Source organism: Salmonella sp. SAL04162 (assembly GCF_046551535.1).
In the GTDB taxonomy this organism is placed as follows: domain Bacteria; phylum Pseudomonadota; class Gammaproteobacteria; order Enterobacterales; family Enterobacteriaceae; genus Salmonella; species Salmonella enterica.
Genome location: NZ_JBGDVX010000024.1, coordinates 1 through 21,184, shown reverse-complemented (window position 1 = coordinate 21,184; position 21,184 = coordinate 1). Strand labels below are relative to the sequence as shown.

Annotated in this window: 12 protein-coding genes and 5 pseudogenes; 8 read left to right on the top strand and 9 right to left on the bottom strand. The window is 50.1% G+C overall.

Annotated features, from left to right (window positions below; all coding sequences use genetic code 11):
* The 8 genes and pseudogenes from ACLJRH_RS25695 to ACLJRH_RS25660 form a co-directional block, all read right to left on the bottom strand.
* A pseudogene (locus ACLJRH_RS25695) lies at positions 1–540 on the bottom strand (IS66 family transposase); the annotation flags it as partial.
* Between the two features lie 34 nt (positions 541–574).
* Positions 575–1,993: an IS4 family transposase gene (locus ACLJRH_RS25690; protein WP_410958245.1), complete on the bottom strand. Its 1,419-nt coding sequence runs from the start codon at positions 1,991–1,993 to the stop codon at positions 575–577.
* A 262-nt stretch (positions 1,994–2,255) separates the two neighbouring features.
* On the bottom strand, positions 2,256–3,347 hold the full coding sequence (gene ompC / locus ACLJRH_RS25685; RefSeq protein ID WP_410958244.1) for a porin OmpC: 1,092 nt from the start codon (positions 3,345–3,347) through the stop codon (positions 2,256–2,258).
* A 146-nt stretch (positions 3,348–3,493) separates the two neighbouring features.
* Positions 3,494–3,811: pseudogene (locus ACLJRH_RS25680) on the bottom strand (phage tail protein).
* 184 nt (positions 3,812–3,995) lie between these two features.
* Positions 3,996–4,187: pseudogene (locus tag ACLJRH_RS25675) on the bottom strand (IS110 family transposase); the annotation flags it as partial.
* Positions 4,188–4,465: 278 nt separating this feature from the next.
* Positions 4,466–5,254, bottom strand: a complete 789-nt coding sequence (locus tag ACLJRH_RS25670; RefSeq protein WP_410958243.1) for a DeoR family transcriptional regulator — start codon at positions 5,252–5,254, stop codon at positions 4,466–4,468.
* 471 nt (positions 5,255–5,725) lie between these two features.
* A complete protein-coding gene (locus ACLJRH_RS25665; RefSeq protein WP_410958242.1) occupies positions 5,726–6,514 on the bottom strand; it encodes a hypothetical protein in 789 nt (262 codons plus the stop codon).
* 397 nt (positions 6,515–6,911) lie between these two features.
* Positions 6,912–10,487, bottom strand: coding sequence for an autotransporter outer membrane beta-barrel domain-containing protein (locus tag ACLJRH_RS25660; RefSeq protein ID WP_410958241.1), 3,576 nt, complete (start codon positions 10,485–10,487; stop codon positions 6,912–6,914).
* Between the two features lie 1,427 nt (positions 10,488–11,914).
* Here ACLJRH_RS25660 and ACLJRH_RS25655 point away from each other — a divergent pair.
* The 8 genes and pseudogenes from ACLJRH_RS25655 to ACLJRH_RS25620 form a co-directional block, all read left to right on the top strand.
* A complete protein-coding gene (locus ACLJRH_RS25655) occupies positions 11,915–12,523 on the top strand; it encodes a fimbrial protein (protein WP_410958240.1) in 609 nt (202 codons plus the stop codon).
* A 191-nt stretch (positions 12,524–12,714) separates the two neighbouring features.
* A complete protein-coding gene (gene stdB / locus ACLJRH_RS25650; protein WP_410958239.1) occupies positions 12,715–15,204 on the top strand; it encodes a fimbrial outer membrane usher protein StdB in 2,490 nt (829 codons plus the stop codon).
* A gap of 62 nt (positions 15,205–15,266) precedes the next feature.
* Positions 15,267–16,019, top strand: a complete 753-nt coding sequence (locus ACLJRH_RS25645; RefSeq protein ID WP_410958238.1) for a fimbria/pilus periplasmic chaperone — start codon at positions 15,267–15,269, stop codon at positions 16,017–16,019.
* Complete coding sequence (locus ACLJRH_RS25640) at positions 16,012–17,199, top strand: hypothetical protein (protein ID WP_410958237.1); 1,188 nt, start codon at positions 16,012–16,014, stop codon at positions 17,197–17,199. The genes ACLJRH_RS25645 and ACLJRH_RS25640 overlap by 8 nt, the downstream gene beginning before the upstream one ends.
* Before the next feature lie 128 nt (positions 17,200–17,327).
* Positions 17,328–17,840: a CaiF/GrlA family transcriptional regulator gene (locus ACLJRH_RS25635; RefSeq protein WP_410958236.1), complete on the top strand. Its 513-nt coding sequence runs from the start codon at positions 17,328–17,330 to the stop codon at positions 17,838–17,840.
* Positions 17,827–18,609, top strand: coding sequence for a transcriptional regulator (locus ACLJRH_RS25630; protein WP_410958235.1), 783 nt, complete (start codon positions 17,827–17,829; stop codon positions 18,607–18,609). The genes ACLJRH_RS25635 and ACLJRH_RS25630 overlap by 14 nt, the downstream gene beginning before the upstream one ends.
* Before the next feature lie 329 nt (positions 18,610–18,938).
* Complete coding sequence (gene sodC, locus ACLJRH_RS25625) at positions 18,939–19,469, top strand: superoxide dismutase [Cu-Zn] SodC (RefSeq protein WP_410958234.1); 531 nt, start codon at positions 18,939–18,941, stop codon at positions 19,467–19,469.
* Positions 19,470–20,096: 627 nt separating this feature from the next.
* A pseudogene (locus tag ACLJRH_RS25620) lies at positions 20,097–20,579 on the top strand (transposase); the annotation flags it as partial.
* 290 nt (positions 20,580–20,869) lie between these two features.
* On the opposite strand, the pseudogene ACLJRH_RS25615 reads toward ACLJRH_RS25620, so the two are convergent.
* A pseudogene (locus tag ACLJRH_RS25615) lies at positions 20,870–21,109 on the bottom strand (transposase domain-containing protein); the annotation flags it as partial.
* Between the last annotated feature and the right edge of the window lie 75 nt (positions 21,110–21,184).

The window sequence follows — 21,184 nt, the reverse complement described above, 5'->3', positions numbered from 1 at the left end:
ACCACCGCGCCACATCTCTACTCTACCCAGGGGAACAGCGCCATCCTCCAGGAACAGACTCAGTTCCGCGCGCCGCGCCAGCGCGTAGACGATCGCTTTGTGTAATGCACCTTCCGGAGGGCATCTTTGCTCCTGCTCTTCAAGCCAGGAGCATAGATCTTCCAGTATCGGGCGGGCATAACGCTGTCGCCACTGGCGGATTTTCTCTACGGGACGGCTGCTGATCTTTTTCTCCAGCCTGTACAACCCGGCGATCTTTTTCACCGCGATTGCGGCCCGTTGATCTTTATTCATTTTATACAGGTCGGCGAAGCCCCTTCTGGCGTGGGCCCAACATCCGGCAAGGGTAATACCGGGAGCTTTATCCACCATCGTCCGGTAAGCCTGGTAACCGTCGATAACCAGCGTCCCGTTCCAGCCCTGAAGCCAGTTTTCAGGGTGTTCATGACCACGTCCGGTCTGGCAGTCGAAGCTGACTATCTGTGGACCACTTCTTTCTCCGCTGGCATAACACCACAGATAACCCGAACGGGATTTACCGTAAGCGATAAGTGAACCTTGCAATTACCCACATCTATTTTCTCGAAAGTTCAAAACCATAAAGAATGTCATTAAGCCGACGTAGTCCTCGCCAAAGCACTGTGTTTCCTGGTGGAGGATCGTTGGCTCTGGCTAAATATCCGCCTAACTGAGCAAGCTTTATAATATACCTCTGTAGGGGCGCGATATTTTCAGTTTTTTTATTGTCTTTGATAACATTATCAAGTAATTCACATTCTGTCTGTGTCAGGGCCATTCCGGCAGGTATATCTGAATACTCACGGCTAACCATTGTCAGCCAAAAGATCCTCCAGCTTATAATGCAAAAACAAGATATCAGTTTACTCAGCCTTTCTGCTGTTCTGAGTTTAGAATCTTCAGCTTTACATCCTGATTTCAAAACCTTATGAAAAGTCTCAATTTTCCAACGATGTGCATACCATTCGAGTTTTTCGATAGCATCCTCATTATAGACGATCGGAATATTGGTAAGTAGTTTCCATTCAAGAGGTTTCCTTCCTGGCGTTTCATTTTCTTCTCTGGCATGAATGGCAAATAAAGTTATATCAGGGTATTGTTTGGATTTACCTATCGGAGGCCTCACTAATATCTTTTTCCACCGAACGGATAACATCACTTCATGGCTTTTCTCATTCTCATCCCGCAGAACAACATTATGAATACATTTTACTGACTCATTCTGCATTTCATCAGAAATAGTGTGCTTTCCATCGCCAGCAAGTCTGTCAACACAAGTTCTTACCAGAAATGACGTTTCAAGTTCCCGGGATAAACAAAACAGCTCATAAATGTCGCTTTCTCTGTCGCCAACGTGGACGCAACGTTCTGGGCATTGCAGCAGAGTCATCGACTGGCGCAGACTATCAAGCCATCTGATACTTTCTTTTTCTTCAATAGGTACGCGGGTCGGATTGATTTTCCTTTTGAGGGCGTTGGTGCCTTTAAATTTTCTGCGTGTCCAGAATTTTATTGCTGATAACCCCAACGGCACACCTCGCGAGGTTATAGCGAGGCTGGAGTGCATCAAAATACCACAATTAACGATCTTACCTTTTGATTTATCTTTTCTCTTCCACCATGCCGATGTGGTTCCGGTATACCCAATGATATCTGGATTACCTCTTTGATAAATAAAAGTTGTTGTATCCTGAAGCAGTAATATAGTTTCATTTTTTAGTGTTGCAACGCGCTGTCGCGTGGACTCAAAATGTCCCTGCAGAATGGCATATTCATCAACATGAGGATTTGAAAGAAACCGGTAAGCAGCTTTAGTTCCAGCCCAGTCCTGACAGGCAAACGGAATCGTGCTTCCTATGTTTTTCCAGAAATTCTCCATGAGTTCACGAAATCGCCGACCGAGCCTGCGGTCATTGAAACTACTTTCGTTAAGCTCCTGAGCTAACCATTCTGTATCGCTTTGAGTTTCAACCATATTATTCCATTAGTTGAAGCCAGTAAGTGCCTTTAAATTTGCAGAAGTTGTGGGTAATTGCAAGTCTCGCTGCACGCTTACGGTTAGAATATCCTGCACTATATTTCCTCCATAAAAAAGGACGCTACAGGGCGTCCGAAATTAATAACAAAAAAGGAGTAAATAATTAAAAGGCTTATATAAAATGAAAGTTAAAGTACTTCAGTGGCACATGCAGGATAACGGCCTAATATCCTGTATGTTGCCAGGCTTATAAGTCCTGTCAGAACTCATAAACCAGGCCAGTGGCCACGATGTTGTCTGTATGCATTCCTGCAGGATCATCGTTTTTCAGCAGATTAATTTTATAGTCAACATACGCGGACATATTTTTATTGAAGTAGTAATATGAACCCACATCAATATATTTCGCAAGATCAAACGCCCCCAGTCCATTCACACCACTGGTACGGGACTGAAGGAACGCCAGCGAAGGACGCAAACCATTATCGAACTGATACTGCCCAACCAGTTCCCAGTTATTAGTTTTATGCGCAAAACTATTCAGGTCTTCCCCCATATAGGTCATGTTATAGGTACGGGCATAGGTTGCCGCCAGATAAGCATTATTGGCATCGTATTTCAGACCACCAGTCCATGCTTCAGCGGTATCACCGTTAGCATATTTATCCATGGCAATCTGATCCAGTGTACGTTTTGAGCGGGCATAGGATGCACCAGCACTTACCCCCATACCAAAATCATATGTCGCAGAAACTCCGTACCCGTCTCCGTTCTGCTCAGCAATGCTGCCTCGTCCATTATTGGATTCATGAGCGCCACCATTTTTCCCCTGATATTGCAGGGCAAAATTCAGTCCATTAATCAGACCAAAAAAGTCCGTATTGCGATAAGTCAGTACACCACTGGCTCTGTTAGTCAGGAAGTTATCTGACGCTTCATAACTGTCATCACCAAATTCCGGTAACACATCAGTCCAGCTACCAATGTCATACAGGACACCATAATTGCGCCCATAATCAACAGAACCATAATCCCCAAACCTCAGACCTGCAAATGCAAGACGAGTCCATGCCTGGTTATCAGACTCAGGTTGATTCGCCTGAACCTGGTATTCCCACTGACCATAACCCGTCAGTTGATTGTTAATCTGGGTTTCACCCTTGATCCCCATACGAATATAGGACTGGTCACCATCCTTACTGTGATCACTGGAAAAATAGTGCAATCCATCCACTTTTCCATACAGGTCAAGCTTATTGCCATCTTTGTTATAAATCTCTGCGGCATTAGCCATACCCGCCATCATGACGGCTGCTGCTGCCACTGATAATGCCACTGTTGTTTTTTTCATTTTTATTTCCTCATTTTTTGAACTTTCCACAAAAATGGTAAACACTTTCTGCAGATTCGTTCCGGACACTATCACCAGTAACATCGTGATTTGAAGTTTCAGGATGTAATATAAAAAATCAACTTATTAGCATGCTAACCAATGAATCATACTGTTATCTGCTCAAACGTTGCGGTGAAGATCGTTTTCAGCAACCCGACCTTCACGCTCCATTTCCGGCAGACCACCTTTATCTGTCGGTATCCGTAAGGCGACATCCATCAAAACGCCTTCACACAGTTATGCTGCGACAAAAAGCTCTCAAACACCGGACCATCCTCCCGGTTAACACGGATTGTTACACTGTACTTTTTCAGGTCGTTATTTATCCCTGCCGCGCGGCGTTGTTCATAGCCATCTCTGAACTTCACCACCGACACCTGCGATTCACGTATAAGAAATTGAAACCATTTCTGCGCCAGCAGAAGATGGTTAGAATTCAATCACCGTTTGATGCGTCTAGGAGAGCATAAAAAAACCTGGGGCAACCACCAGATAGCCCCTGTCAACAGTCAAAAAACTGTCATTAAACCTTAACGTAAAGTTGCGGACAGGTATCCCTCATGGGCGGTATAAATCACGACTGCCCCTCGATTTTTTATGCTTTCTCCGACGAGCCATGAAATGAGCATCGGCGCAGGCCTCCATCACAACGGTAGCCGATGCGCAACTGGCCAGAAACTCAATAAGTTTGGTGCGGGTAAACTTTTTGCGCAGTAATGCCTTGCCTGATTTATCCTGGCAATGGACGTGGAAGGAATGCTTGCCGAGATCGATACCAATAAGCGTAACGTTTTGCATGATGATTTCTCCGGAAAGAATATACCCTGTTACTGTATCGTTTACAGGGTGGTGGGGACCATCTCATTAACCCCGGGGCAACTACCAGCTCGCCTCTGACGGTAGTAAAATAACCGGCATTAAACCTCAACTCAGCGTTGCGAACAGGTATTCGTCATGGTGGTATCAATCGCACTGCCCCACGCTTTTTCATGCTCTCCAGTGATGGTCTTAAATGATAAAGCTATAGCTACAGCATGAAATAATTCATATTACTCCATACTGTATTTACCTGAAAATCAGAGACTCTTTATTTTTGAGGCGTAAATAAAGTGTTCAGCGAAGTCTGCATCGCCAATCCAGAAATTGGCGGTTTGTGACAGATTCTCATTTCGTACAATAAGTATAAGTTTTTTCGCAATAGTACGTAATGTTCTTAAGAACCTTACATCATTTTCATGGGCCGCAAAAAAACCTTCTTCGGGAACAAAATTATCAACCTCGATAATTGCGTTTTCTACCCGGTATTCTTTTAAATTTTCTTCTGTTTTGCCACCCTCAAACATCATTTCTTCACTGTTAACAATGCCTCCGGGCATAATCACCGTCATTTTAGACGCAGGGAATAACCGGGAGGTTACTAACTGGATATCATTTGTCAGTATTACTCCTGAATCCCATTTTTGAATTTGTGCCCAATGTCGGGTTAACGCTCCGGCACCAATGAACAATGATTGTTCCAGGCTGCCTGTTATCTCCGTCAGCTTCTGCTCCCATCCGTCGCCGTTTGAATCAGACAGGGCTTTATTACTCTCTTCTGCCGATACGGCAACATCCTGTTCATGCCCTGCGGCTACAGAACCTTTACGACTTCGGGATTCCGCTGAAAAACTGGCAATGACTCCTTTGTTTAAAAGGACATAACCGTTAGAGCGGACAATGTGTCCCATTGACTCCAGAAAACGTAAGTCAGTGCGAATAGTTGCCCCGGACACACAAAAATAGTCTATAAGTTCGCCAACACTGACCTTACCTTTCACGCCGACCAGATTCGCAATGTCCATACGACGTTCAATTGCGCTTTTCATCAGCTCTCCACTGAATGTCGTCAAAATATTTCATTACTTTTTATTTCCTTTTAATAAGTTCATGATGAACCTAAAACAACGTTTTAAAAACATTAATTGTGATGATTTTCACAAAATAAAAAATAAGAACAATATAATTAATTAGTTACGATCGCGTATTAACGCCCGGTACATTATCCTTTACGTGGTTAAGGACACTTTATTTTACAAAAAAAAGCCGCTAACGAGGCAGCGTTGCGGCAAAAAGTTGCAGTGGTTTATAATTAATTTTTAACGGACCCTGACTCCCTTTCCCTGAATAATACCTGTTCCTGTATTCTGACTCTGTTAATACGGGTTCCTCATCATGTAAATAAGCAGAACCACAAGAAAAATTATCCCGAAATAAATACCACCGATAAACAGTTTCGCTCCGGTCGTATACCTTATCCGGGTAACCGGCCCGCTGACGGACCTGTCTTTCTGTTTCATTCAGAATATCCCTTCTGTCTGCTGAGTGGCGTTTCTCCGCCATGTACCGCCCGGTATCCTGAACGGATTGTTCTGTCTTTCCGGTGACAGCCTGAAGTTTTCCGCCAGGTCCTCCCCGCCATACTGCAGGGTCAGCCGCTCACACAGGTTCCTGTACCATCCTCCCACGGCGTTCCTCCCCGCTTTCGTTAATGCCGCTGTCTGTTCCACTGACCTCCCTTCACGGATATACGACAGCATCGTCCTTTCCTTTCTGGTCAGCGACTCCGACAACAACGAGATATGCAGTATGTAATCCAGCTCCTTCACCGTCTCCGTCATATGCCGGGCCAGTTCCGGTATCAGTTGCCCGACCCGGGTACAGTCTGTCTTTCTGCGGTACTTCATGAGGCCCTTTCTCACCGCATGGAGCAGATATCGTCCCATATCGCCCTCTGCCACATCCGTATCCTGATTCAGCGTGCAGTTAAACCACCTGGCCACAATTCTGTCCGGGTATATGATTTCAGGACTGAACACGGCAATTCCCACCCCTTCACGGATTTCCCTCAGCGCCTGTAATAACAGAATATTTCTGCCGGGCTGAATATTCAGTAACACCACCGGGGGCAGAATGGATTTCTGTACCCGCTCCAGAAGCTCTCCCGCATTCTGAATAACACCAGCATAACCAAACACCGGTTCAGCCTTTTCACTGTAATACCCGGATTTACACAGGAGGTCTTTTAATCCCTCACGCATCACCGTGATAACCTCCGGGTTGTCACCATAAATATAAATCTTTCTCATAAACCCTCCCTTTGCCGTTCTCCCCGCACCAGGAGCATGCGTAATATCAGGCGGGATAAGCACAATTAATGCCGGCTGTAATTCTTTTATGTTAAAAGAACTGGTTATCTGTTTTCTTTTATTTTCTCATCTGTTCATTTATGCACAGCCTGTACCGGCGGAACAACATTCCGGACTCTGCAGAAATGAATGAAACACGTCAGATATTATTCATATAATAATGAACCTGCGTTTGTTTCTGCCTTCTGTACTTTCGTTACATTACCGGTGGCATTTCCGGCACTGCCATCACGGACAGACGGAATACGTATCGCGAATCCCCTCATAAGAGGGAGCCGGAGACGGCTCCCTCGTTTTATGGCTTCATGATTTCACAGTTTTTCTGCGTAATCCGCCATTACCAGGTGTAGTTCACACCCACAGTGGCCTGCCACGGACGCTCGGTGTTATCACCCTTCGTGTAATCAAAGGCTGCATACCCACCCAGGTTATCCGTCACCTTCACTTCAGCACCCAGACCGGCCTGGAAGGCGGCCCCCTTCACACTGTCATCCAGCGAAACGTTGTTCACGCGGACAGAGTTGCCGTCAGCAAACTCGTTAAGCGCAGCGAGGTGCAGGTATGGCTTCACATAACCGCCACTGATGGCATACTGGTAACCCAGGTCGGCACCCACTTCACCCAGCATGGACTTATAGTCGTTGCTGTTCACGGTCATACCGTTGGACAGGGCATAATGCTCACCGTCAAAGGCACGCGCCGCTGCACGGACATACGGCTCCGCAAAGAAACCTTCGCTGTTCCAGGCGTAACCCACCTTAGCTTCAAGGCCGTAGCTGTTACCGCTGAAGTCCGCTTTCGCCTGCTGACCATCAGTCATACGGGCTTTTGCCGTATTGCTGAAGTGGTTAAACTGCAGCGCACTGTCCACAAACACGCCGCTGTCATAACGACGGGACATGTAGAACTGCGCACCGTAGCTGTTCAGGTCACCGCTGCTGTTCATTACGCTCATATCTGAACGTGCAGAAGACACCGCCACACCCGCCAGCCAGTTGTTTTCCGTCAGGGTGTCGGCACCCAGCATAACGCCACTGGTATTCAGTTTGTATTCCGGTCCTGATGCCGTGGTGTTACGGTTTTCACCACCGAAGTAAGACACCCACACGCCGGAATCCTTACCATGACGCACGCTGTTCATGTGTTTCGCCAGAGTGTCTGACGCCAGGTTAGCCACATCAACCGGCGCTGCCGCCAGAGAAACCACGGTGGCGGCACTGTTGGACAGCTGACCGGTGCTGCGGTAGTAGATGTTCGTACGGTTGTTCACCCCGTCCATCACTTTCTCAGCGGCGTACTGGTACACACCCAGCTCAGCCGGTGCGCTCAGGCTGGTGAAGTCGGCGTCAGATGTAACAGTCTGAGTAACGGGTTTTCCCTCCTGGCCCGTGACGACGCGGCTTTCAGACGTCATGTATGACACAAAATCATGAGCACGGGTTGCGTCAGGGCCATCAGCCAGACGGCCACCGATGGTGTACGGCTCAGCACCGGCGCTTTCCAGTGACAGGGCATACTTACCGCCGGTCGCCAGACCCTTCACATCCAGGGTGCCAAACTGATAACCCCCGGCCAGACCGGTATTTGTCAGACTGTGAAGATTATCCGGCGAGTAAGTGCCTGCCAGAACGGAGGTCACGCCCTTACCATCACTGGTCAGGTCGGTGTCAACCTTCAGGGTGACACCTGATTTCGTTCCTGCAAAACCATGTCCACCCAGTTGCGCCAGACCACCTGTGGAGGAAACGAGGTTAAGCGTGTTGTTGCCATTCAGCGCCAGGATGTTTGTTGATGAACCACCGGTAACATTCCAGACGGAGTTGTTGCTCAGGCTGACATCGACAGCGGATGAAGAGCCTGTTCCACCGGTCCAGGTATTGCCGTCCAGATTAAGGCTGAAGCTATTTGAGTCAGTCTGGACATCACCGGTCAGGCTGCCGCCTGTCAGGTTAACGGTGCTACCTGCGACTGATGAGCGAATATCACCCTTCAGTACGGAACCATTAAAATCAACGAGGTTATTTGCGCCAGTGATGTTAAGTGCATTTGCCTGTGCATCAGTGCCCGTCACACTGCCCGCATCAAACACACCACCGTTGGCCTGAATATGGTTACCGGTTCCGGACAGGGCAATCGCTGTCGATGTCCCCCCCACACTGTCGTTCTGCAGGGTGATATTCAGGTTATCCAGCAGAATGTTGGCGTCCGTCGGTGCCACAGTCGCGGCATTATTTACAAACGTCCCTGCCGTATCATTGCTGGTAAGTTCAAGCGACGGATTGACGGTTCTGGTGTCAATCTGCAGGCCGGTCAGTTTAAGGTTGTCGTATTCAGTGTTCAGTGCAGTAGTCTGCTCTGTCCGCGAGGTCTCGACTTTTGTAGCAAGCTGACCCGCTGCAAGTTTATCTTTGGCCTGCTGGTTAATCGCAGCCATATCATCTGCCATCATCTTCGCTTTGTCAGCCAGCGTGAAGCTGTTGTGGATATTGACGTTCTGCAGATGAATCTGGTCAGCGCCACGGACAACCTGACCCTCCACCGGATTACCACTTTCATCCAGCTGAGCGGTGGCCGTTCTCAGGTCACCGGACAGTTTAACTGCCGGTTTGGCTGAATCTGCTTTTCCGGCAGTCTTTGCCCATATCTCAATCGGTGTGGCTTTCTTGTCTTTGGTTCCGGCTTCACCCACGGTGATGGTGTTGGGGTCAGACAGCTTGCCATTACCCAGCTCAAGGGCGCGGATATCCAGAACAGTGGTGGTGAACGGATTGTCCTTCGTACCGGTGTACAGGTCTTTCGCGGTGAAGCTGTCCTTCATGCCCTTACCATCAGCGTTAAGAATAACGGACTTATATTCACCGGTAAGCGGGTCAAATTCCTGTAACTCCTTACTGCTCAGACTACCGAGAATATGCGTGACCCGTCCGGCATCCTCGGCTTTGCTCTGGCTGTCTGCATCGGTTGCTGCTTTGCGAATGGCCGTTAGCGCATTCAGATAGGTTTCCCGGGCACCGCCGGTGCCGTCCTGCTCTTCAGGAGTGTAGAATGGCATACTGTTGGCGAGATTCGTCATGCTTTGGGCGAGATTCTCACGGAGGGGAGAGACATTAGTAGTCAGCGTACTCTTCAGAGTATTCTGTTGCTCAATAAGATTCTTATGACTTTCCAGGATATTATTGTCAGGAGTCGTGTTGGCTTCCTTAACAAGTTCATCATAGGTTTTGAAGCCACCACCTTGTTGTTGTATTTTACCGAAATCGGTGACGCCCGATTTCAGCACATTATTTTTTACCAGTGCCGCCATGAGTTCACTTTGTTTTGGTTTCTTAGCCTGGTCCTCAGAAGATAGTTTCAGAAAATCAGTTATCGCCGTGTTATATGCAACCTTAGCTTTACTGTCAGCGTCAGACAGCCCCTGCTGCGCCTGACTGATGTTATCCCGGGCTTGACTGATTGCACTCTCCTGAGCACTCATGGCTTTGGTCAACGCATCGGTATCAGTCTTCACCATTTCTTGCGCGGCGGCTCTGTTAAAGGCAACAAGGTGTTGCAGCGCGGTTGCCTTTTTCTCTCCATCTTTTTCAGTGTTATATGCTGTAAACAACAGGCCGTGTGCATACCGGACAGATGTGGTGACCTCATCGCGAGAATGGTGCTCATCAGCCATGTACGCAAGGAGGTCGTCTAAACTACCTGTCTGAGATGGATTAGCCTCAGAGTCTCCTGGTGTGAATGTGACCTTTGTTGGGTTAATGTCCTTCACCGCCTCCGCAAGGGTTACAGGCGCGGGCGCCACTACTTCCTCTTTCCCTTTAGTGTTTTCCGGGAGTACTCCTGCCACAGCAGACAGGCTGAGCCCCATCAATACTGATGCGGCTATAACATTAAGTTTGAATTTATTTTCCACTGCCATATTTAATTATTTCCTCTGCAATTTTACATAATGAGAAAAGCAGATACAGAAAAATACTGACTGGTATTAATCCGCACGCTTTCACCCACTAACACGTAAACAGAAAACCAGAACGTGGCTATGTTTTCTTCAGGCGAGCGAAAACAGACCTGTCGCCTCATAAAAAAGACAGGGCAGGTTTATTTTTATTTCGCCCCAAAAAAACACCGGAATCCTGCAAATGCAGAAATAAAACACAAAAGAAACCCTATTCCTTATTTAAAGGAATTCCGGAACATTCTGATTCTCAGGGCGTATTCAAATGTATGCAGAATACCCATATCAAATTAATATGCAGATCGTATCGATCGATATAATCAATCAATTAACAATAAGGCAGGGCGTGTGTGGGGGCGGGGCAGGCATCTTATCCTGACGTAACGATTGTGACCCACTCGGGCTACCCGGAGCCTCCTGGTCGGGGATTGAAGTCCTGAGCGAAGGAAACGCTGGCAGGCACTGAAGTATTGAGTGTGGTCATTGCGGAGTTTTGAGGCCGGTGCACATTCTGGTCTGGTGTGACCGTGTCAGCGCCAATGATGTAAAGCAGTAAGGGGGTGCGGACGATTTCCTGGACCCTTACAGGAGAGCATAAAAAACATCAGAGCAATCACAAGGCAGCTCCTGCCGGCAGTAAAAAACCGTCATTAAACCTTGGACGGACATCCCTCATGGGCGGTACCTGTCACGATAGCACCCGGTCTTTATTATGTTCTCCTGTATGAACTGCGTGGCAGGTCTGCAGCATCGTCGGTTATGTTGCTGGCTGTAGCAGCTATCCGGGCATTGCTCAGATAATGGAAACTGACTTGTGACTTTTATCACAAATTAAAAAACAGATTTTACCCTCTGATTTATGTCGTCTGCCGATAACCCCTTCTGATTTTCACACCTCTGCTTATTAAGAATGTTAATTCATTAGTCAGCAATAAAAAGAACCACACCCCTGTTTAATGTCATTTCCAGTGTTTTTTACAGGATTATATCCTGAAATATTTTTATCAATAAATTCGGGAATGCATCTCATTTAATATATTTCAAAGTGTTTCTAATAAGCATTACATCAGCGTGATGAATAGTAAGCAGAGGCATATATATCAGGATAATAGTTATATTAAAAAATATTTCTTTGAGTATTACTCTTAAATTACGATGATTATTATCGATCGTATCGATCAATAATAATCAATTTAGTTTATATAGGATTTTTCTTATAACTCCTCACGCATCGACTGAGAGCACTGGATTTCTTTGAAAGGTTCAGAAACCTCGTTTAACCCCGGACGTTTATTAATACGTATTTTTTCTGAGCGTTTCTCATTAATACCCTCAGACCTGTTTTCAGCCTTTGCAAAGTAATTCTAATTTGCTCAAAGGACATATTATCTATGCGTAATAAAATAATACTTGCCATGGCGGCTGCCGGTATGATGTGCGCCACTCCGGCTTTTGCTGCTGGTGATATTCCCACCACTGACGCTGGCGGAGGGACAATGACCTTCAGTGGCTCAGTCATTAATGCGCCGTGCAGCATTGCGCCGGACAGCCAGAACATCAAAGTGGACCTGGGTCAGGTGCCTGCAAAAAAACTTAGCAGTACAGACAGCACTTCCGACCTGACGCCAGTCACCATCACCCTGACCGAATGTTCATTTGAGGATCTGGGAAAAACACCTGGGCAGGGGGCCACCAACTATTCAAAAGTGGCCGTAACATTCCCTGGTGTTATGACCCCACCGGGCGGCAATTTGACTAAAGGAGAAATAGCAAATACCGCAATCTCCCCTGCCGCTAATGTAGCTATTCAGCTCCTGAAAGGTGATGGCATTAATCCTGTGGACCTGAGCAAGACGACACCTACAGAAGGTGATATTCCGCTGGATACCTCTTCGGCAACCAATAAGCTGCATTTCTTTGCTCGTATGATAACCGTTGGCGGAGCAGCCTCCCAGGGCGCTGTCGGCGCCACAGTCACCTATAAACTGAAATATTTCTGATACGGTCCGCAGGCCGGTATTTATTTCAGACAGTAATAAACAGTTTCGCTGTTCATTCACCAGGTATGCATGGATGCCGGAACTGTTTTATTTGCCTTTTTCAGTAACAGACCGATATTTCACGGACTCATATCGGCTGTGTCGGACATTAATTTAAATTCATTCTTGTCATACGGATAGCGACTCATACCATGAAACTGACCCGGCTGGCACTGCTGATTACCCTGAATATACTGACGTTACCGGCAGGGGCGACACAGTTCAGCGCCGGTTTTCTTAAAAACAGTGACCACAGCAGCGTGGATTTATCCGCCTTCAGCCGGGATGGCTACGTTGCGCCGGGAGATTACCTGCTTGATATTTACCTGAACGACAGACTCATCCGCAGCCAGTACAGCGTCAGGGTGGTGGAGACCGGCAACGGTCGCTCACGCTTCTGCATCACCCCGGCACTGACAGACATGCTCGGGCTGAAAGAGGAGAGCCGCCGTCAGCTTGTCCCGGTCGAAGGGACGGACGGTCAGTGCCTTAACCTGAGCACAGCGGACAGCAAAGTACAGTATTCACCGGACAACCAGTCCCTGTCCGTCACCCTGCCCCAGGCGTGGATGGAATACCAGGACCCGGACTGGGTGCCCCCGGCCCGCTGGAGCGAGGGCGTCACGGCGGCCCTGCTGGACTATAACCTGATGGCCAACCGGTACATGCCGCATCAGGGTGAGACCTCCACCAGTTACAGTCTGTACGGCACCGCCGGGTTTAACCTCGGCGCCTGGCGCCTGCGCAGCGATTACCAGTACAACCGCTATGACAGCGGAAACGGCAGCGTGCAGTCTGATTTTTACCTGCCGCAGACGTATCTGTTCCGGGCGCTGCCCTCACTGCGCTCGAAACTGACGCTGGGCCAGACGTATCTCAGCTCCGCCATTTTTGACTCCTTCCGCTTTGCCGGACTCACCCTGGCCAGCGATGAGCGCATGCTGCCGTCCTCCCTGCAGGGATATGCCCCGCAAATCAGCGGCATTGCGAACAGTAATGCGCAGGTGACCGTCAGCCAGAACGGCCGCGTTCTGTACCAGACCCGGGTGTCTCCCGGACCGTTCGTACTGCCGGACCTGAGCCAGAACATCAGCGGCAATCTTGACGTGACGGTGCGCGAAAGCGACGGCAGCGTCCGGACCTGGCAGGTCAACACGGCCAGCGTGCCTTTTATGGCCCGTCAGGGACAGGTTCGCTACAAGGTGGCCGCCGGACGTCCGCTGTACGGCGGGACGCATAACAACAGCACGGTCAGTCCCGACTTTCTGCTCGGCGAGGCCACCTGGGGAGCATTTAACAACACCTCGCTGTACGGCGGCGTGATTGCCTCCACCGGTGATTACCAGTCCGTCGCGCTGGGCGCGGCGCAGAACATGGGGCTCTTCGGCGCGGTATCGGTGGATGTCACCCGCTCGGATGCGCGGCTGCCTTCAGCCTCCACGCCACGACAGACCGGTTACAGCTACCGGGTTAACTACACCAAAACGTTTAACAGTACCGGCAGCACGCTGGCGTTCGTCGGATACCGTTTCTCTGACCGGCATTTTCTGTCCCTGCAGGAGTATCTGGCGCGTTCCGTGTATGACGGGGAGTATCTTCAGGATGAAAAGCAGAGCTACTCCGTAAGCTGGAATCAGTATCTGTCAGCCCTGAACATGAATGCCTCGCTTTCCCTGAGCCGTCTCAGTTACTGGAATGCTGATTCAAACAATAACTGGACCCTGTCGCTCAGTAAGTCGATGAATATGGGGCCCGTACACGGCATTAACCTGTCACTGTCACTGTCCCGTAATCAGTCGGCGTACAACCGGACACAAAACCAGGTTTATTTCCAGGTCAGTGTCCCCTGGGGGGACAGTCGCCAGGTGAGTTACAGCCTGCAGAAGGATAACCAGGGCAGTATGCTGCAGACCGTGAATTACAGCGATTTCCATAACCCGGATACCTCATGGAATATCAGCGCCGGCCATAACCGGTATGACAGCAACAGCAGTGACAGCTTCAGCGGGAGTATCCAGAGCCGTCTGCCGTGGGGCCAGGCCAGCGCGGATGCCACCCTGCAGCCCGGTCAGTACCGCAGTCTGGGGCTGAACTGGTATGGCTCACTGACCGCCACGGCACATGGCGCTGCGTTCAGCCAGTCAATGGCCGGGAATGAGCCGCGGATGATGATTGATACCGGAGACGTGTCCGGAGTGCCGGTTAACGGCAACAGCGGCGTGACCAACCACTTCGGGGTGGCCGTGGTGAGCGCGGGCAGCAGCTATCGCCCGGGCGACGTCTCCGTGGATGTGTCCGCGTTGCCGGACGGCGTGGATGTGACTGACCCGGTGGTCAGCCAGGTACTGACGGAAGGGGCCGTCGGTTACCGGCATATCCGGACCAGCCAGGGAGAACAGATATACGGGCATATCCGGCTGGCTGACGGCACAAGTCCGCCATTCGGCGCGCAGGTCGTGTCGGAGAAAACCGGTAAAACGGCGGGGATGGCGGGTGATAACGGGCTGGTCTACCTGACGGGCATTGATGCTTCAGAGCGGAATGCTCTGGTCGTGACATGGGGCGGCAGGCCGCAGTGCCGGCTGTCCCTGCCGGAAAACGCGAACCTCAGCCAGGGAGCCCTGCTGCTTCCCTGCCGGTAACGGCCTGCGACAGGTGTGCCACACACAGCAGACGTACAACAGTATTTTTACGGAGAGAAAAGGTGAACAACAGACAGACAGCGGTGCTCATTGCCGGCCTGGTACTTACCCTTGCCGGCCCCTGTACCAGCCAGGCGGCCATCAATGTTGACCGCACCCGTATCATCATGAGCAGCGATGCAAAAGCCGTCTCCGTCGGGCTGAGTAACGAAAGTCCCGACGCCCCCTATCTGGCGCAGTCATGGGTGGAGGACAGCAAGGGAAAAGCAACGAATGTCCTGATAGCACTGCCGCCACTGCAGCGCATCGATGCGGGGAAAAAATCCCGGGTCAGGATTATGCGGGTGCAGAACAGTGGTGCCGCACCACTGCCGACCGACCGGGAGAGCCTGTTTTATTTCAACGTCAGGGAAATTCCGCCGGCGCCGGAGGACAAAAACAAAAATATCCTGCAGCTTGCCACCCAGAGCCAGCTGAAGCTGTTCCTGCGCCCGGCCACGCTGGCGGCGGAGGGGAACGCCTCGCCGGAGAAGATGCTGCTGGTACAGTCCGCCGGCGGGTCGCTGACGCTGAAGAATCCGACGCCGTATTACATCACGCTTGTCTGGCTGGGACAAAGTCCGAAACAGAAACTGGCGGGCTTTAAGGAAGGCACGATGGTGGCCCCGTTTTCATCGCTGCCGGTGAATGCCGTCCTGCCTGCCGGAACTGGCCAGATAATGGTGGGCAATGTGGATGACTATGGCGGGCTGCGGATGAACCGCTTCATCTGCACGTCAGGAAGATGTACTTATCAGGAGCGTATCAATGAATAAGGTGATGTACGGAGAAAACAGGAGACGTGGCGGCAGGAATACGTTATGCCGGCTGCTCCGGTCCGGACGGTGGTTTTTATGTCTGGCGCTGCACTGTTCTGTCATGTTGCCGGGATTTGCCAGCGCGGCAGAGTCTGTTCCGGATACAGCGCAATGTACGGACTTGAACAATAGCCAGGGAAATATACAACTAAAGCTGCCGGCCTCTGTCACTATTCAGCCCGGTCAGACCAATATTCCTCCCATCCCGTCGGTCACAGTTAAGTATAAATGCAGCGTACCGGACAATAAGACACGCACAGTGTCTATAGTCTCTCTTTCCGATGTGAATATTTTAGTTAAATCACTGGAATCTCTTGGGCTGACACTGAAAATGACGATTACTGACAGCTCCGGGGGGGCCGTAGGTTACTGGACTTTTCCCTCACCGGGGGGGGGGATATCCTCTGAATATGTAGAGATCGGCGAGCCTTATAAGGGTGGTACCGGTGAGAGAACGATGACCATCAATGCAACCCTGTCAAGAGATTCATCACAAAGTACCAGCCCCGGGTTTTATGCGATACCAGCGCTGACTGCTTTCAGACTGGAACCTTATTATAATAAACTCAATGGTCCAGCTCTGATTTCTCCGGCAATAAGATTACAGTATGTCCCGACATGTTTTGTGACGTTCAAACTGGATAAAAATAACATTAACTTTGGACCGGTAATGACAACAGATGTGGACAGTTCTTTTTCCCGGAGAGATAGCTTTGTTGTCACTGCAGATGCAAACAAAAGCTGTAATAGCGGAAACCTCGGAAATCTCCTTGGCGGCTATACTCCCACCCTGTCAGGGACGCAGCAGACATATCATCTGGACCTCCCGTTAAAGGTCTCTTTTACACTGCAGGGTGGAGGAGCTATTTCAGGGAATTCCATTCTTCTGTATAAGCAGGGCACAGACATAAAAAATGGCCTGAAACTGAAAATAACTGACCAGTATTCTAACCCGATTAAGTTTGGTGCAATCATTTCACCTGATACCGAGTCACTACCTGGCAATAAACTGGGTGAATTCAGTAATGGAAATTTTAATGCTCAAAAAACATATATCGTCGACCTGTCCGCCACAGGAGAACCGGTAAAAACCGGAAGTTACAACGCACAGGTTCTCGTTAAGGTTGAATATTACTGATTATTTCCGGTGGAGAGAATAATAATCCCCGCCGGCTGAATACCGCCATAAAAACAATAAACATATTAATAATATTTAATGATACCTCAGGCCTTTCTTTTTTCGTTAATTATGATGACGAGGTTTTTATGTGTCCTGATAACACACACGCAAAAAAGCTGTACCTCCCCCCGGGTAACGATATTCATTATCCCGGCCAGACCAACCACGATGCCTGCTTTATTCCGGAAAGTGTCCGCCAGTATGCCGGCGAGCCCCTGTATATCATCGTGGCACACTGGTGCCTGCTGCAGCAGGGCTGGGTTCAGCGTAACCAGATATCAGAGGCGTTTCACATCACGGCCAGACGGGCCAGCTACCTGATTGCCTACCTGCGAAGCAAAACATCACGGGTGGTCAGCGTCTGCCGTCACCAGACCCTGCCCAATAAAGCCCTGCGCTATGAAATTTATGTTATCCGGGTTCTTGACAGTCCCACCCCGTCCACGCGTCGTGAAAAGGCCGGGCCGCCACCGGTATCAAAACGCCGTGTCGGTAACGGTGACAGTTCGATGGCAAATGAACTGTGGAACCGGCTGTGCAGTAACAGAAATGCCGGGAAAATCCTGAAAAAGAAGGAGGATGAGGATGACGGAACATAACCGGATGCCGGTCCGGCAGGTCATTGTGCATGGTGACTGCTGGCCGGCGACGACTGCCGTGGCCCACCTGGTCCGGATATTGCTGCCGGGCAGCGACTGTGAAAGCACATACAGGCTGCCAGCGCTGTTACAGCATCTGCGCCGGAAACCGGAGGCCATACTGATACTGTGTCTGCGTCCCCGTGAACATCTCTTTTTGTTCTATGCCCTGCGGCGGACGCTACCGGAGCACCCGGTGATGGTCATCAGCGATGAGCTGCTTTTCAGTGACCGGGTGGTACTGAAGGTGTACGGGGGCATCCCGGCACTGGCGGAGCAGGCGCTGGAGGAAATACTTATCCGGGTGCGGCGGGGAGAACAGTGGTCCGGCGGGGCACGTCTGAGGGTGACGGGAGGGCTGGACGCCTTTTTGTTATCACCGGCCCCGGTGACGGGCTTTATGGAAGTGCCACCGATATTTAACAGTCCGAAGCGGCTGATAAACTGTATGGACCATCTGATGCACCGGGAGATGCTGGCATGCAGAGTGAGCCCGGCCCAGTTGCGTCTGCTTCAGGAGGTTTACCGTGGACGGGGAAGGCTGTCATCGCTGTGCGGAAAGCTGAATGCGCGGGAGAAGCAAATCTGGCAGGACAAATACCGGTTACTGGTAAAGCTGGGAATGCGGAACCGGTTACGGGAACTGCTGTCCGGTACCCGGTTCAGTGAGGATATGCAGCGCAGTCCGTTTATGGTACCGGAGAAGGATGAACTGTTACCGGTGTGGTGATGCTGCAGGCCCCGGGGGCGGATTTACTGCGCAATACAGGGCTGAACTGACACAGGGTCTTTGATCATCCCGTTCATTATCATTTCATCTGTCATTTTCAGTTCCGGGAAATAATGTAATCGCGCAGGAAACCACGGTGGTTCAGTGATTGAATATTGCAGGTTTATCTGCCAATTTAACAGGTGATTCCTTTTTGGGTTCCTGACTGACTGAAAAAAACAAAAGAGTTATTTATTAACGACCGGGCCAACACAGAGTATTACAAATATGTAATGGAATTGTCATGCTGAAAACATTAATCATGAACTTTGTGTGGAAAGGAGGAATAAATGAAGAGAGGAATCAGTGTACTGGCATTTGCCGGATTATTTGTCGCCGGAGTGGCTTCTGCTGCTTCAATGAACATTATGATGAACGAGGCGTTACCTACGGGGACAGGAAAGGCGCTCGGGGAGATAACAGTAACCGAAACACCTTATGGTTTATTGTTTCAGCCACATCTGTCAGGTCTTGTTCCCGGGATACATGGTTTCCATGTGCATACTAACCCAAGTTGCCTGCCGGGTCTTGAAAACGGAAAAGAGGTTCCGGCACTACAGGCCGGCGGGCATCTTGATCCGGAGAAAACAGGCAGGCATCTTGGTCCTTATAATGATAAAGGGCATCTGGGCGATTTACCCGGACTGGTGGTCAATGCTGACGGAACCGCGACCTACGAACTGCTGGCTCCCCGCCTGAAGTCACTGTCGGAACTGAAGGGGCATTCACTGATGATCCATGCAGGCGGAGATAATTACTCTGACACTCCGGCGAAGCTGGGGGGAGGGGGCGCCCGCTTTGCCTGTGGTGTCGTGGAATAAACACCAGGATATTTTTACCTGCAGGGGCATATATTCATATGCCCCTGCAGGTCACTGTCGTTTCTCATTATAAAAAGCGGTCAGACAATACATTACATTAAAATATTCCTGGTTAAATAAATGCGTTTTACTGTAAAAATCACAGGCTCCTTGTCGGAATGCTTCCGTGTATATAAAACCGTTTTTTGTAATCTTCTGTTAATACCTTAAAATATGCCCCCTGAAATTAAATCCGGGGAAGCAGAAACCAGCCAGCGCGCCCGGAGACCGGGACGGGGGGATGTAGGGTGAAGTGTGGATGGCTTTCCGGGGACTTTGCAGCGCACCATGGTGATTACTCCTGCGATGAATTAAGGAGGAACGGCGTTTGTACGTGAACATCCGGTGAAGTCATCTTGACGCGGCGATCGTAACCTGCTCAGGCAACAGAGGTGACGTGGGGCGGGTGTTGAAGTCCTGAGAGGGATAAACGCCGGCAGGCGTTGAAGTACTGAGTAGGTTTGCACTGCGCTGAAGCCCCGTAGTGCGCGGGCTCCTGCTAATTTACTGTGTCAGGAGACTGTAAACGAAATTGTGTAAATGCCTGAATTTGATATGTTCAATTCAACATCAAATGAAGGTCAATTTATGGACGAAAAACAATTGCAGGCGTTGGCTAATGAACTGGCCAAAAATCTCAAAACCCCTGAGGATCCCAATCAGTTCGATCGGTTGCTGAAGAAAATCAGCGTCGAGGCAGCGCTCAATGCCGAAATGACCCATCACCTCGGCTACGATAAAAATCAGCCAAAACCGGGAACCAACACCCGCAATGGCTATACCCAAAAGACTGTTATCACTGGCGATGGCCCGCTGGAACTACGTACACCGCGCGATCGTGATGGTTCCTTTGAACCTCTGATGGTGAAGAAAAACCAGACCCGGATCACCGGGATGGATAATCAGATTTTATCGTTGTACGCCAAAGGGATGACCACCCGCGAAATCGCCGCCGCGTTCAAAGAGTTGTATGACGCCGATGTCTCGCCTGCACTGGTCTCTAAGGTCACTGATGCCGTCATGGAACTGGTTGTCGAATGGCAGAATCGGCCACTGGATGGTGACGTTCCGGGCATCTCATCTTGACGCGCCGGTTGCAGCCTGTTAGCCGAACCAGGGTAATCCGGTCGGGTGCTGAAGTACTGAGTAGGGAGTTCGTGGCGGGCGTTGAAGTACTGACCAGGGGAATGGCGGTATGGGCGGCGAGTACTGAGTCGGGTTTTTCACGGCGCTGAAGCCCCGTGTGAGCGGGTCCTTGCTGTTTTCGGTGTCAGGCGTGCAAGTCCTGACGTCGGGAGTTGCCGGAGGACAGGCAGGTCACCAGGTGGGTCTCGGCCTCTTCCCGGTCAGCAGCATGCCCCTTAAGCTGAGAAGGTGAACCCCGGCAGTGGCAGCAGTTCCTCAAGACGATCTTCGGGCCATGACGGCAGTCTGTTCAGGACATCCGTCAGCCACGCATGAGGCTCCAGACCATTGAGCTTAGCCGTTTCCAGCAGACCCATTATCCGGGCCGCACGCTCTCCTGCCATCCGTGAACCGGCGAAGAGCCACGATTTTCTGCCCATGACCACCGTTTTGATGGCTCTTTCGCAGACATTATTGTGTGTGCCTTGCAAGGCACGATCTTTCCGTCGGTGAAAGTCCGACCCGGCTAACTCTCGCTCCGGCCGGAAGTA

What these genes read in the sequence shown, in the direction of transcription:
- ACLJRH_RS25635 (WP_410958236.1), top strand. Translation starts at nt 17,328, where the DNA reads ATGTGTCCTGATAACACACACGCAAAAAAGCTGTACCTCCCCCCGGGT.
- ACLJRH_RS25660 (WP_410958241.1), bottom strand. Translation starts at nt 10,487, where the DNA reads ATGGCAGTGGAAAATAAATTCAAACTTAATGTTATAGCCGCATCAGTA.
- stdB (WP_410958239.1), top strand. Translation starts at nt 12,715, where the DNA reads ATGAAACTGACCCGGCTGGCACTGCTGATTACCCTGAATATACTGACG.
- ACLJRH_RS25640 (WP_410958237.1), top strand. Translation starts at nt 16,012, where the DNA reads ATGAATAAGGTGATGTACGGAGAAAACAGGAGACGTGGCGGCAGGAAT.
- ACLJRH_RS25655 (WP_410958240.1), top strand. Translation starts at nt 11,915, where the DNA reads ATGCGTAATAAAATAATACTTGCCATGGCGGCTGCCGGTATGATGTGC.
- ACLJRH_RS25670 (WP_410958243.1), bottom strand. Translation starts at nt 5,254, where the DNA reads ATGAAAAGCGCAATTGAACGTCGTATGGACATTGCGAATCTGGTCGGC.
- sodC (WP_410958234.1), top strand. Translation starts at nt 18,939, where the DNA reads ATGAAGAGAGGAATCAGTGTACTGGCATTTGCCGGATTATTTGTCGCC.
- ACLJRH_RS25665 (WP_410958242.1), bottom strand. Translation starts at nt 6,514, where the DNA reads ATGAGAAAGATTTATATTTATGGTGACAACCCGGAGGTTATCACGGTG.
- ACLJRH_RS25690 (WP_410958245.1), bottom strand. Translation starts at nt 1,993, where the DNA reads ATGGTTGAAACTCAAAGCGATACAGAATGGTTAGCTCAGGAGCTTAAC.
- ompC (WP_410958244.1), bottom strand. Translation starts at nt 3,347, where the DNA reads ATGAAAAAAACAACAGTGGCATTATCAGTGGCAGCAGCAGCCGTCATG.
- ACLJRH_RS25630 (WP_410958235.1), top strand. Translation starts at nt 17,827, where the DNA reads ATGACGGAACATAACCGGATGCCGGTCCGGCAGGTCATTGTGCATGGT.